This is a genomic window from Erwinia sp. E_sp_B01_1 (assembly GCF_036865545.1).
GTDB lineage: Bacteria > Pseudomonadota > Gammaproteobacteria > Enterobacterales > Enterobacteriaceae > Erwinia.
The window spans coordinates 4540622-4552756 of sequence record NZ_CP142208.1; the positions used below are offsets into that span (position 1 = coordinate 4540622).

General features: G+C 55.1%; 12 protein-coding genes. 2 read left to right on the top strand and 10 right to left on the bottom strand.

Going from position 1 to position 12135, the window contains the following annotated elements; genetic code table 11:
* Positions 1–6: 6 nt before the first annotated feature.
* The 3 genes from rhtC to pldA are packed head-to-tail and all read right to left on the bottom strand — an operon-like array spanning position 7 to position 3429.
* Positions 7–633: a threonine export protein RhtC gene (gene rhtC / locus VRC33_RS21065; RefSeq protein WP_338559146.1), complete on the bottom strand. Its 627-nt coding sequence runs from the start codon at positions 631–633 to the stop codon at positions 7–9.
* Positions 634–669: 36 nt separating this feature from the next.
* Entirely contained in the window at positions 670–2496 is a 1827-nt protein-coding gene (recQ, locus tag VRC33_RS21070; RefSeq protein ID WP_338559149.1) for an ATP-dependent DNA helicase RecQ, read from the bottom strand.
* 54 nt (positions 2497–2550) lie between these two features.
* Positions 2551–3429 carry a phospholipase A gene (pldA, locus tag VRC33_RS21075; RefSeq protein ID WP_338559151.1) on the bottom strand — a complete coding sequence of 293 codons (879 nt, stop codon included), beginning with the start codon at positions 3427–3429 and terminating at the stop codon, positions 2551–2553.
* Positions 3430–3599: 170 nt separating this feature from the next.
* Between pldA and VRC33_RS21080 the strand changes: the two genes are divergently transcribed.
* Together VRC33_RS21080 and rarD are read left to right on the top strand one after the other, a co-directional pair.
* On the top strand, positions 3600–4070 hold the full coding sequence (locus VRC33_RS21080; RefSeq protein WP_338564380.1) for a thioesterase family protein: 471 nt from the start codon (positions 3600–3602) through the stop codon (positions 4068–4070).
* A gap of 58 nt (positions 4071–4128) precedes the next feature.
* On the top strand, positions 4129–5025 hold the full coding sequence (gene rarD, locus VRC33_RS21085; protein WP_338559153.1) for an EamA family transporter RarD: 897 nt from the start codon (positions 4129–4131) through the stop codon (positions 5023–5025).
* Positions 5026–5069: 44 nt separating this feature from the next.
* Here the strand turns inward: rarD and corA are convergent, their stop codons facing one another.
* The 7 genes from corA to VRC33_RS21120 all read right to left on the bottom strand — a co-directional run bounded on the left by corA (position 5070) and on the right by VRC33_RS21120 (position 12065).
* Positions 5070–6023 (bottom strand): magnesium/cobalt transporter CorA, encoded by a 954-nt coding sequence (gene corA / locus VRC33_RS21090; RefSeq protein ID WP_338559155.1) that lies wholly within the window; start codon positions 6021–6023, stop codon positions 5070–5072.
* Positions 6024–6383: 360 nt separating this feature from the next.
* A complete protein-coding gene (uvrD, locus tag VRC33_RS21095; RefSeq protein WP_338559158.1) occupies positions 6384–8546 on the bottom strand; it encodes a DNA helicase II in 2163 nt (720 codons plus the stop codon).
* 57 nt (positions 8547–8603) lie between these two features.
* Positions 8604–9320, bottom strand: coding sequence for a 5-amino-6-(5-phospho-D-ribitylamino)uracil phosphatase YigB (yigB, locus tag VRC33_RS21100; protein WP_338559160.1), 717 nt, complete (start codon positions 9318–9320; stop codon positions 8604–8606).
* Positions 9320–10228, bottom strand: coding sequence for a tyrosine recombinase XerC (gene xerC / locus VRC33_RS21105; RefSeq protein ID WP_338559163.1), 909 nt, complete (start codon positions 10226–10228; stop codon positions 9320–9322). The genes yigB and xerC overlap by 1 nt, the downstream gene beginning before the upstream one ends.
* Positions 10225–10932, bottom strand: coding sequence for a DUF484 domain-containing protein (locus VRC33_RS21110; RefSeq protein WP_338559166.1), 708 nt, complete (start codon positions 10930–10932; stop codon positions 10225–10227). The genes xerC and VRC33_RS21110 overlap by 4 nt, the downstream gene beginning before the upstream one ends.
* Positions 10929–11753: a diaminopimelate epimerase gene (gene dapF / locus VRC33_RS21115; RefSeq protein WP_338559168.1), complete on the bottom strand. Its 825-nt coding sequence runs from the start codon at positions 11751–11753 to the stop codon at positions 10929–10931. Before dapF ends, VRC33_RS21110 begins: the two co-directional genes overlap by 4 nt.
* A gap of 27 nt (positions 11754–11780) precedes the next feature.
* The gene (locus tag VRC33_RS21120) at positions 11781–12065 is read right to left on the bottom strand and encodes a lipoprotein (RefSeq protein ID WP_338564610.1); all 285 of its coding nucleotides are present in this window, start codon (positions 12063–12065) and stop codon (positions 11781–11783) included.
* Positions 12066–12135 lie beyond the last annotated feature (70 nt).

Consider the following 12135-nt stretch of genomic DNA (forward strand, 5'->3'; position numbering starts at 1 on the left):
GGACGTTTAGCGTGAAAGAATCAGATGAATGCCGAATCCGGCAAACAGAACGCCGGCAAAACCATCAATCCATTTTGCTAAACGTTGATAGCCCTGACGAATCTTCGGCAGAGCAAAAATGCTGGCAACCAGAGTGAACCAGATAAAGGTTTCACTGACGATCAGGATAAATAATCCCCAGCGCGCGCCAGCGCCTACGTCATCACCCACAAACAGTGAAAACACACTGCCGAAGTAGATAACAGCTTTCGGATTAGAGAGGTTAGTCAGGAAACCTTTCAGAAAGCTGCGGCCTTTTTCAGGCAGCGCTACCGGTGAAGCGTCCTGCTGGCTGGCCTGCTTGTGCTGCCGACGGGCGGAACGCAGCATCTGCCAGCCCATCCACAGCAGGTAAAGTCCCCCTCCGACCATGATGATCTGGTGCAGCCAGGCCATTTTCTGCAACAGCAGATTCAATCCCAGTAATGCCACGCCTGCCCAGATAACAATGCCGAGGGTAATCCCTACCACACCCATCATCGCCTCCTTGCGTGAACGGCTGACCGCCGTTTGCGACACAAAAAAGAAGTCCGGGCCCGGACTCATCAGGGCAATGAAATGCACCATCGCCACCGTCAGAAATAACATCAACATATTGGGTTCCTTGCTATGAGAATGTTGGGGGAAAATCTATTCGTCATCATCAACGTGTTCTTTGATCATCACCAGGAAGGCTTTGCCAAAACGCTCCAGCTTTCTCTGGCCTACGCCATTGATGCTGAGCATCTCTGAAGCGGTGATCGGCATCTGTTCAGCCATTTCGATCAGCGTTGCGTCGTTGAATACCACATAGGGCGGGACATTATTTTCATCTGCAATCGCCTTACGTAATTTGCGTAATTTTGCGAACAGCTTACGATCGTAATTGCCGCCGAAGGATTTCTGGCTGTTACTGCGTGGCTTGACGGTAACCAGCCTGGGTACCGCCAGCATCAGCGGCGTTTCACCCCGTAAGACTGGCCTGGCCGCTTCCGTAAGCTGTAAAGCAGAGTGCATGGCGATGTTTTGCGTCACCAGCCCAAGGTGGATTAACTGGCGAAGAACGCTGACCCAGTGTTCATGACTCTGATCTTTACCAATGCCGTAGATCGGTAATTTATCGTGCTGCATATCGCGGATACGCTGATTGTTCGCGCCTCTCAGCACCTCAACAATGTAGCCCATCCCGAAACGTTGCCCGACACGATAAATGCCTGACAGCGCTTTTTGCGCTTCGACCAGTCCGTCATAACGGCGGGGCGGGTCCAGGCAGATATCGCAGTTGTCGCAAGGCTGCTGACGTCCTTCACCAAAGTAGTTCAGCAATACCAGACGGCGGCAGGTCTGCGCTTCGGCAAAGGCCCCCATCGCATTCAATTTATGCCGTTCGATATCCTGCAGCGGACCCGGTGCCTTCTCATCCAGACAGCGACGTAACCAGGCCATATCTGCCGGGTCGTAAAGCATCAGGGCTTCTGCAGGCAGGCCATCACGCCCGGCACGCCCCGTTTCCTGATAATAGGATTCAATGTTGCGCGGGATATCAAAGTGGACAACGAAGCGCACGTTAGGCTTGTTGATACCCATCCCAAAGGCGACTGTTGCCACGACAATTTGCAAATCGTCACGCTGGAAAGCTTCCTGTACCTGCGCGCGATGGGCATTGTCCATCCCGGCGTGGTAGGCACCCACGCTCAGCCCGCGGCTTTGCAACCGGGCGGCGGTGTCTTCAACTTTCGCGCGGCTGTTACAGTAAATGATGCCACATTTGCCTCGCTGCTCCTGCACGTAGCGGATCAGCTGGTCGGTAGGTTTAAACTTTTCTACCAGGGTGTAGCGGATATTCGGGCGGTCAAAGCTGCTGATCTGAATCAGCGGATCGTTTAGTTGCAGCAGACGGGCAATGTCATTACGCGTCGTTTCATCTGCTGTTGCCGTCAGCGCCATTACGGGGACATCAGGAAGACGATGGCGCAGTTGCCCCAGCGCCCCATATTCTGGACGGAAGTCATGGCCCCACTGAGAAATACAGTGGGCTTCATCCACCGCCAGCATCGCCGGATTCCAGTGCAGCAGGTTATCGAGGAAATTGTCCATCATCAGGCGTTCGGGGGCGATATACAGCAGCCGTATCCGTCCGGTCCGGCAACCCGCCATCACTTCCTGCTGTTCATCACGGGTCTGAGTAGAGTTCAGGCAGGCCGCGGCCACGCCATTGGCCAGCAGCTGATCAACCTGATCTTTCATCAGGGAAATCAGCGGAGAGACCACTAACGTCAGCCCTTCTTTGATCAGGGCAGGAATTTGATAGCAGAGCGACTTGCCGCCGCCGGTGGGCATAACCACCAGGCAGTCACGGCCATTCAGCGAAGCCTGAATGATGGATTGCTGTCCTGGGCGAAAGTGCTGGTAGCCAAAGGTATCTTGCAGAATCTGTTCCGCCAGCGCTTCCTGATTAATTACTGCAGCCGTAGACACGTATTCCCCAAATCTGATGATGGGTGAGCTGCGATTGCCGCTCACCCGAAAGCTTTAAAACAGGTCGTTCAACATTACACCCACACCCACGCGCGTCTGGCGGTGGTTGTAGTCAATCAGTGATTCGCCGTAGCCGCTGTACACCTGAGTGTAGAAGCGAACGTGGTTAGTGATGGGGTAGCTCCAGCCCATTTCCGCGCCGCCATAACCGCTGTTCCAGTTATAGGTGCTCTTCACGCTGAAAATGCTCTCGCCCCACTGATAGCCAACCGTCAGGCGATAATACCCCATGTACTTAGTGATATCCGGGTTATCATCATTATTTTCACTTTCTGGAAGGCGGTACCAGGGTTTGGCTTCCACCATCCAGTTTCCGTTCTGCGCCATCAGACGGGCATAGACACGATTCCAGCTACGGGAGGTCGGTTCAGAACGCCCGTTAGACTGGTGGTTCAGACCCATTTCCACATCACGCAGCGTCCAGCCTGCAAAGCTGTAGTCTGTCGCCCATCCCAGGAAAATCTGTGGCTGGTAGTCAGTTTCACGGAAAGGTGAAGATCCGGCACGGTTAGAGAGCTGCCACCAGGACCCCTGAGTATAAGACGCTGCCAGCACCGAGTTATCACCCAAAATGCCACGCCATAAAGGAAAGGCCAGACTGAGCTGGAATTTCACTTCATCGTGTTTAACATTATCCGACCAGTTATAGCTTTCGATCGCTTCTTTATTAATGTTGCTGGTATCGGTATACAGAACATAGTTACTTTCATACGGGAAAAGTACGAAAGGATTGTCATGCTTTTCCAGCAGGTTAGCAATGATACTGCCAGGCACGGCAGGTTGGTCATGAACCTCAGTAACCGTGGCTTCTTGTGCCAGAGCTAACGTGGGAAACAGGAAGGCTGCAACCAGCAATCCTCTCAGCATAGGCATAGTGTGCTCCAGAGCAGAAACGGGACAGGTGTGTAAAAAGCAGGCCATTTTACACAGAAAAGCCTGGGGGCATTAGTGCTGTTTTTGTAAAAGGAATGCATTTCTGCCTGAGCCTGAAATAGCCAGTCTGTTATTCTTCTCTCATCATTTTGTTGCAAGGAATTTTCATGATGTCTGCTGTTCCCCTGGCCCAGGACGCCGCACGTCGCCTTATTGGTGGCATTTTTGTTGATGATATGCCTTTTAACCGGGCTCTGGGCCTGCAACTGGATCGGCTGGAGCCGGATTATGCTGAACTTAGCTTTGCAAACCAGACTCAGCTGGTAGGAAATGTCGCCCAGAAGATCCTGCATGGTGGCGTGATTGCTTCCGTGCTGGATGTGGCTGCCGGCCTGGTTTGCGTGAGCAGTGCACTGACCCGCCAGGAGAGCATCACCGAAGAGGAGCTCCGTCAGCGGTTATCGCGAATGGGCACCATCGATCTGCGCGTGGACTATCTGCGTCCAGGGCGCGGTGAACGCTTTATTGCCACCAGCAGCCTGCTCCGGGGCGGCAATAAAGTCTCAGTGGCTCGCGTGGAACTGCACAATGATGCTGGCGTCTATATTGCCAGTGCCACTGCCACCTATCTTACGGGCTAGCGACAAGTAAACGCCATTTTTCCCTGTTAATAACCCTGATATTACGGAGTCTCTTTACATGGATGCACAACAAACCCGACAAGGAATTTTCTTTGCTCTCGGTGCCTATTTTATCTGGGGCATTGCTCCGGCCTATTTCAAGCTGATCCAGCAAGTGGCACCGGGAGAGATCATGACTCACCGGGTTATCTGGTCATTCTTCTTTATGCTGTTGCTGGTCAGTCTCAGCCGTAACTGGGACAAGGTGAAAAACATCCTGCAACAGCCAAAAAAAGTGCTGCTGCTGGCAGTATCAGCCACGGTTATCTGCGGCAACTGGCTTATTTTTATCTGGGCGGTCAACAATCATCATATGCTGGAAGCCAGCCTGGGCTACTTTATCAACCCGTTACTTAACGTACTGGTGGGGATGGTGTTCCTGAAAGAGCGTTTTCGTCGGTTACAGTGGCTCGCTGTCGCGCTGGCAGCCTGTGGCGTGCTTGTGCAGCTGTGGCGATTTGGTTCAGTGCCGATTATTGCGCTGGGTCTGGCGGTGACCTTCTCCCTTTATGGACTGATCCGTAAAAAGATTAACGTTGATGCCCAAACCGGCATGCTGATCGAAACCAGCTGGCTGCTTCCGGTTGCCGCCATCTATCTGTTTGGTGTGGCTGAGAGCAGCACCAGCCATCTGACTCAGAACCCCCTGTCGCTGAATCTTCTGCTGATTGCCGCCGGGATTATCACCACTATTCCACTGATGTTGTTTGCCGCGGCCTGTAATCGTCTGCGTTTATCTACCGTGGGCTTCTTCCAGTATCTGGGCCCGACGCTGATGTTCCTGCTTGCGGTAGTGTTCTATGGTGAACAGATGACGCCGGATAAAGCGGTCACCTTCTCATTTATCTGGGCAGCGCTGGCGCTGTTTATTGTCGATGCTGTCTGGACGCTCAAGCGCAGACAGCCCGCGTTATAAGCAAAAAACCCCGCATCAGCGGGGTTTTTTGTTACCGGCAGGGATCAGAGCCAGTTTTTCCGCTTGAAGTAAGCGTAAGGGGCCAGCCCGGCCAGGATCATCAGGGTAATGGCGCCCGGATAACCAAAGCTCCATTTCAGTTCAGGCATAAATTCGAAGTTCATGCCGTAACTTGAGGCCACCAGCGTGGGCGGCAGGAAAACCACGGACACCACCGAGAAGATCTTAATGATACGGTTCTGCTCAATGTTGATAAAGCCCATTGCCGCCTGCATCAGGAAGTTCACCTTCTGGAACAGCGACTCATTGTGCGGCAGCAGGGATTCGATATCCCGCAGAATTTCACGCGCCTGCTCCAGCTGATTGTCGGGCAGACGGGCTTTACGCACCAGGAAGTTTAGCGCGCGTTGGGTATCCATCAGACACAAACGCACCTTCCAGCCAATATCTTCCAGCTCCGCCAGGGTGGAGAGCGCAGCGTCAAACTCATCGCCCTGGTGCCCTTCCATAATGACCCGGCTGAGCTTTTCCAGATCGCTGTAGATATTTTCGATTTCGTCCGCGAGCTGTTCAATCTTGGTTTCGAACAGATCCAGCAACAGCTCGTAGGCGTTGCCGTCGGTCAGAACCTGATTACGGGCGCGCATCCTGTAGAGGCGAAACGCCGGAAGCTCACGCTCACGGAGGGTATAAAGACGTCCTTCACGAATGGTAAAGGCCACCGTGGAGTTACCGGCATGGTCTTCGGCATCTTCATAAAAGAAAAAGGAGTGGATATGCAGGCCGTCTTCATCTTCGAAGAAACGCGCCGAGGCTTCGATATCTTCCAGTTCGGGGCGGGTTGCCAGGCTCTGACCCAGCTCGGTCTGGACGCGATCGCGCTCATTCTCTTCCGGCTCAATAAGATCGACCCAGACTGAGCTGCTCAGCTCATCATTGGGCTCTTCCAGTTCGAGGCGGGTTAAGCGGCTCTGTTCCAGTTTAAATGCGCTCAGCATAGCTGTACTCCCAATTTACAGTCACAATTTGGGACGACGCGATGAACACGGGAAACGGCAGTTTCAGTCAGCGACAAAATCTGACTCAGAGCGACGGAAGTGCGGGGTCGCCAACAACCACGAAGGCTATCGGCAGAAGAGGATAGCCTTAGGAGTTGTACCTGGTTTGCAGGTCAATGAGCCAGTATCTACTGGGTGTGTCCAAGGCGAGTGTCCTCTAAGGGTAATGGTGCGCGCATGTTACGCTGTGCCGAAAATCGCGTCAACAGCCGGATCTGGATAAATACGCAACAAGAATTAACAGGGAAACATCTGTGGAAACAGCGTGACGGGGCGATGAAAACCGCCCCGTGAAAGGAGTCAGACCGTTTCGAGCTTCGCGTAGGCGGCAACCAGCCATTTGATCCCCTGGCCCTGGAACGCCACCTGCAGACGGCTGTGATCGCCACTGCCTTCCAGATTCACAATAGTGCCTTCGCCAAACTTGGCATGACGAACCCGCTGACCCAGCGCAAAGCCACTGTCGTTCTGGGTCACAGGCGCCCCCATCCGCTGATGTTTTACCGGACGGCTGATGCTGGCCCGCAGGCGAACCTCTTCCACACACTCTTCCGGCAGCTCACCGACAAAGCGTGATGGGCGATGGTAAACCTCTTTGCCATACAGGCGACGGGTTTCGGCATAGGTCAGCGTGAGTTTTTGCATTGCCCGCGTAACGCCTACATAGGCCAGACGGCGCTCTTCCTCTAACCTGCCGCCTTCCTCCAGCGACATCTGGCTGGGGAACATGCCCTCTTCCATGCCGACAATAAAGACCTGCATAAACTCCAGGCCTTTTGCAGCATGCATGGTCATTAACTGCACCGCATCCTGCCACTTGTCGGCCTGACCTTCACCCGCTTCCAGCGCGGCGTGAGACAGGAAGGCCTGCAACGGCATCAGATCTTCATCTTCATCCTGATAGCTGTATTGCCGGGTGGCGTTGACCAGCTCCTCAAGGTTCTCAATACGGGCCTGGCCCTTCTCGCCTTTCTCCTGGTCATACATCAGCCACAGGCCGGAATCTTTGATCACCCGGTCTGTCTGCACGTGAAGCGAGAGTTCACTGGTTTCCTGTGCCAGAGAATCCACCAGCTCGGTGAAACGCTGAAGTGCAGAGGCCGCCCGTCCTGCCAGCGCTTTTTCCTGCAACAGCACGCGGGTGCTTTGCCATAAAGTCAGCTGACGTTCACGCGCCGTCTGCCGCACCACATCCAGGGTGCGATCGCCAATGCCGCGCGTTGGCGTGTTGACCACCCGCTCAAACGCCGCGTCATCATTGCGGTTGGCTATCATGCGCAGATAGGCCAGCGCATCTTTGATCTCCTGACGTTCGAAGAAGCGCATGCCGCCATAGATACGGTACGGCATACTGGTCTGGAGCAGCGCCTCTTCCAGCACGCGCGACTGGGCGTTACTGCGGTACAGAATGGCGCAGTCGTTCAGGGCCCCGCCGTTTTCCATCCAGACCTTGATACGGTTGACCACGAAGCGGGCTTCATCCAGCTCGTTGAACGCACAATAGAGCGCGATAGGTTCGCCATCACTGCCATCCGTCCACAGCTCTTTGCCCATACGGCCACTGTTGTTGGCAATCAGGGCATTCGCCGCTTTCAGGATGTTATTGGTGGAGCGGTAATTTTGTTCCAGACGGATAGTTTCCGCGCCCTGGAAGTCGTTGAGGAAGCGCTGAATGTTTTCCACCTGCGCACCGCGCCAGCCATAGATCGACTGATCGTCATCCCCGACAATGATTACCTTGCCGGTCTCCCCGGCCAGCATGCGAATCCAGGCATACTGGATATTGTTGGTATCCTGAAACTCATCCACCAGCACGTTGGTAAAGCGCTCACGATAGTGGTTCAGAATGTGCGGCTTGTTGAGCCACAGCTCGTGGGCACGCAGCAGCAACTCGGCAAAGTCGACCAGCCCGGCACGGTCACAGGCTTCCTGATAGGCCTGATAGATACGCAGCCAGGTTTGCTCAACCGGATTGCCGTAGCTCTCAATATGTTTAGGCCGCAGCCCTTCATCTTTTTTGCCGTTGATGTACCACATGGCCTGACGGGCAGGCCACTGCTTCTCGTCGAGATTCATCGCTTTGATCAGGCGTTTAAGCAGGCGCTGCTGATCTTCACTGTCGAGAATTTGAAAATCTTGCGGCAGGTTGGCATCCAGATGATGCGCACGCAGCAGACGGTGAGCCAGGCCGTGGAAAGTTCCGATCCACATCCCGCCCTGACTGGTCCCTATCAGCTGCTCAATACGGTGGCGCATTTCCGCCGCAGCCTTGTTGGTAAAGGTCACGGCCATAATGGAATAAGGGGAGCAGTTCTCAACGGCCATCAGCCAGGCAATGCGGTGAACCAGCACACGGGTTTTGCCACTGCCAGCCCCTGCCAGCACCAGCAGATTGCTGCGAGGCGCGGCTACGGCCTCGCGTTGTTTGTCATTCAAGCTGTCTAGCAGGTCAGAAACGTCCATAGGCACCGTCAGGAAAGGGGGAGCGCGCGGCGCTCCACTGGATATTTAACCAGTTTATTATATCAGCGCAGTCAGCGATGCCAACTGCGAAATTTCCAGCGTGGGAAGCAGGCGGCTGTCACTGATGTGCATCAGGTTGCCTTTACGCAGGTTGATCCAGCAGGCCTGCATCCCACAACGCACTGCCCCAGCAACGTCCGTGGTCAGGTCATCACCCACATGCAGGATACTTTCCGGCGGCAGAGCAAGCTTCTCTGCGGCCAGGTGATACATATCCTGGTAAGGTTTGGCACGCCCGTCCGGCCCGGCACGGAGAATAAATTTAAAATATTTATCCAGACCAAAAAGGTGAGGTTCCGCATTACCGTTGGTGATCGCCACCAGCGGGATGCGCTCAGCCAGCGCGGCCAGCGTATGGTGCGTCTCTTCCGGCACCTCGATCTGGCTGCGCCACTGAGCAAAATGCGCCATCACTGCCCGTGAGCCACTCTCAGACTCGGCTGAAGTCAGCCCGGCATCAAGCATCGCCAGCTCAACCGCACGACGACGCCATTCGCTGACATCATGATAAATGTCCGGTTCCTGCTCACGAAGAGTGTCGCGCAACTGCTGGTAACGTTCCACGCTGAACCCGTTTAACGCCGGATGATATGACTGCAGAAAAGCGTGCGATTCCCGTGTGGTCCGGAGGATGACCGGATGGTTGTCATAAAGCGTATCGTCCAGATCGAAGGTCATCGCCGCGATGGGGCGCAGCGGTCGGTAAAAGTGCATCAGGATTTTCCTCGTTTAGCACGGGGATGGGCGGCATCATAAACCGACGCCAGATGTTGGAAATCAAGGTGGGTATAGATTTGTGTGGTGCTGAGGTTGGCATGGCCCAGCAGCTCCTGAACCGCACGTAAATCGCCGCTGGACTCCAGCATATGCGTGGCAAAGGAGTGACGAAGTTTATGCGGATGGATATGGCTGGAGACGCCCTGCTTAACCCCCCATTCGGCAAACCGCTTCTGAACGTTGCGTGCCGACATTCGCTTACCGTGCTTAGAGAGGAAAACGGCCTGATCTTCCGGCGCAAAAAGTTCACGCATCTCAAGCCAGTGTTCCATCCATTGCACCGCCGTACGGCCAATTGGCAGGCGACGCTCTTTGCTGCCTTTACCCACCACCCAGACTTCACCTGAGGCTAAATCCAGATGCCCGGTATCTATCCCTACCAGCTCGGAGAGACGCAGCCCGGCACCGTACATAATTTCCAGCATCGCCCGGTCACGTACGGCCAGAGGATCGTTAAGATCGATATCCAGCAGGCGACTGACTTCATCCACATCAATATTTTTTGGCAGATGGCGTGGCGCACGCGGGGTCGCAACCCCTTTAGCCGGATTGGCTTTCAGCGCGCCCTGGCTGATTTGCCAGTCAAGAAAACTGCGCAGTGCCGAGAGGCGAAGGGCCAGGCTGGCGGGTTTCAGGCCGGCACGGCGGCTTCGGGCTGCCAGCGAGCGGACCTGAGAAGCATCCAGCTTATCCCATGCCGTCAGCTTCATCTCATCCAGCAACGCAGTGCAGGCGGTGAGCTGACGGAGGTAGTTGGTCTGGGTCAGCGGGCTGAGCTGGCGCTCAACCTTCAGATAACGCAGGAAGCCCTCTACGGCAGGTTGTAGAGGCGAGTCGCTGCTCATGCGCGTTCTACCCAGCGGGTCAGTAACTCCGGAAGCATCTGCGACAGATGCTGCAGTAATACCGTTCCCATGCCTGACTCGTAATGCTGGCTGTCACGGCTGCTGAAAATCAGCACGCCAAGATCGCCCCGCTCGCCCATCAACGACATGGCTACGGAGCCAATGGCTTTTGCCTGGGGCAGCAGCAACAGTAGTTCAGGGCCATTCAGGCTCCCCAGATAATGTTGCTGATTACCCAGCCGCTGGATACGCACGGATTCAAAAGCATGCGAGGAGAGCGCCAGCTGCGTAAAATCAGAGGGTGCGCCAATGCGCCATTTATCGCTGAACAGACGCACATTGGCGCCTGCCAGCCCGAGTTCTCTTGCCCAGCGATGCAGACGATTCAGCATCTCATGCAGACTGTCGGCAGAAGCCAGGCGGGCCTGCAGAGACAAGAGCCGGCCAAATAACTGCTGATTAGCGCTGGCCTGCTCCATCAGCAAGGTGATCTCTTCTTCCAGCTGGCTGATGTGGTTCCGCTGACGAGCGAGCTGCCACTCCACCAGAGAGACCGTGCCGCGAACCGGATGCGGCACCAGCATCTGTTCAACCTGACGGGCATTGCGGATAAAGAAGTCCGGATTTTGCAGCAGGTAATCGCTGACTGCACGATCGTCCAGCAGAACGTCGCTGGCAGCCTGTTGTTCTCCGAGATTTTTCATAAATGGATAAATCCGTCATATACGTGAGTGGCTGGGCCGGTCATATAGAGCGGATGTCCGGGCCCTTTCCAGGCGATGTTTAAGCTGCCGCCAGGCAGATCGACACGCACTTTTTCCGCCAGCAGCGCCTGCTGAATACCTACGGCAACCGCTGCACAGGCTCCGCTTCCGCAGGCCTGAGTCTCGCCGGCGCCGCGCTCATAGACGCGAAGACGGATGTGTTCCCGGCTCACCACTTCCATAAACCCTACGTTGACCCGCTCAGGGAACCGGTCATGGCTCTCCAGCACGGGGCCAAGGCTCTCAACGGGTGCCGTTTTCACACTGTCTACCTGTAAGACGCAGTGGGGATTGCCCATCGACACCACACCGCACATCACCGTCTGTTCGGCTGCCCGCATCAGATAGAGGTTTTCCGCTTTATGGGCCCGGAAAGGCACCTTCTGCGGCTCAAACTCAGGCTCGCCCATATTGACGCAGACCAGCTCATCCTGCGTCACGCTCAGCACCATACGGCCAGTTTGCGTACTGACGCGGATATCGTTTTTATTGGTCAGCCCTTTAAGCCGGACAAAACGAGCGAAACAGCGGGCGCCGTTGCCACATTGGGCAACTTCACTGCCATCAGCATTAAAGATGCGGTAATGAAAATCGAGATCGGGATCGTAGGGAGGCTCGACGATCAGCAGCTGATCGAAGCCGATCCCCAGGTGACGATCCGCCAGTCGCCGGATCAACTCTGGAGAAAAGTAGACGTTTTGCGTCACGGCATCGACCACCATAAAGTCATTGCCCAGGCCGTGCATTTTGGAGAACTGCATTTTTGGCTCCAGTGAGTGCTTCATAGTTTACTGAGCCGATTGCGTTTCCGGTTCGGTGGTCAAAAGCCTGCCCTGTGTTCCATCCTGAGCCACGCCCGAACTCTGATCCGTAGTCGTGCCGGAAGTCTGTTCAGTGGTAGCGGACGTTTCACCGGTCTGATCCGTGGACGTTCCGGCAGCCGGATCGGTGCTCTCAGTGGTTTGCTGCTTTGGCTTTTCCTGCGGGGGGAAATAGAGAGGTCCTTTCAGTCCGCAACCTGCCAGGCTGGTTACAGCCAGCACCAGCGCCATCCGGCAAATCATTTTGTTCATGCTTATTCTGCTCGTTATCGGTGCCTGTTGGTTGTCTATCATCGCAGGTGAAGTGCTAAAAGCAACAGGA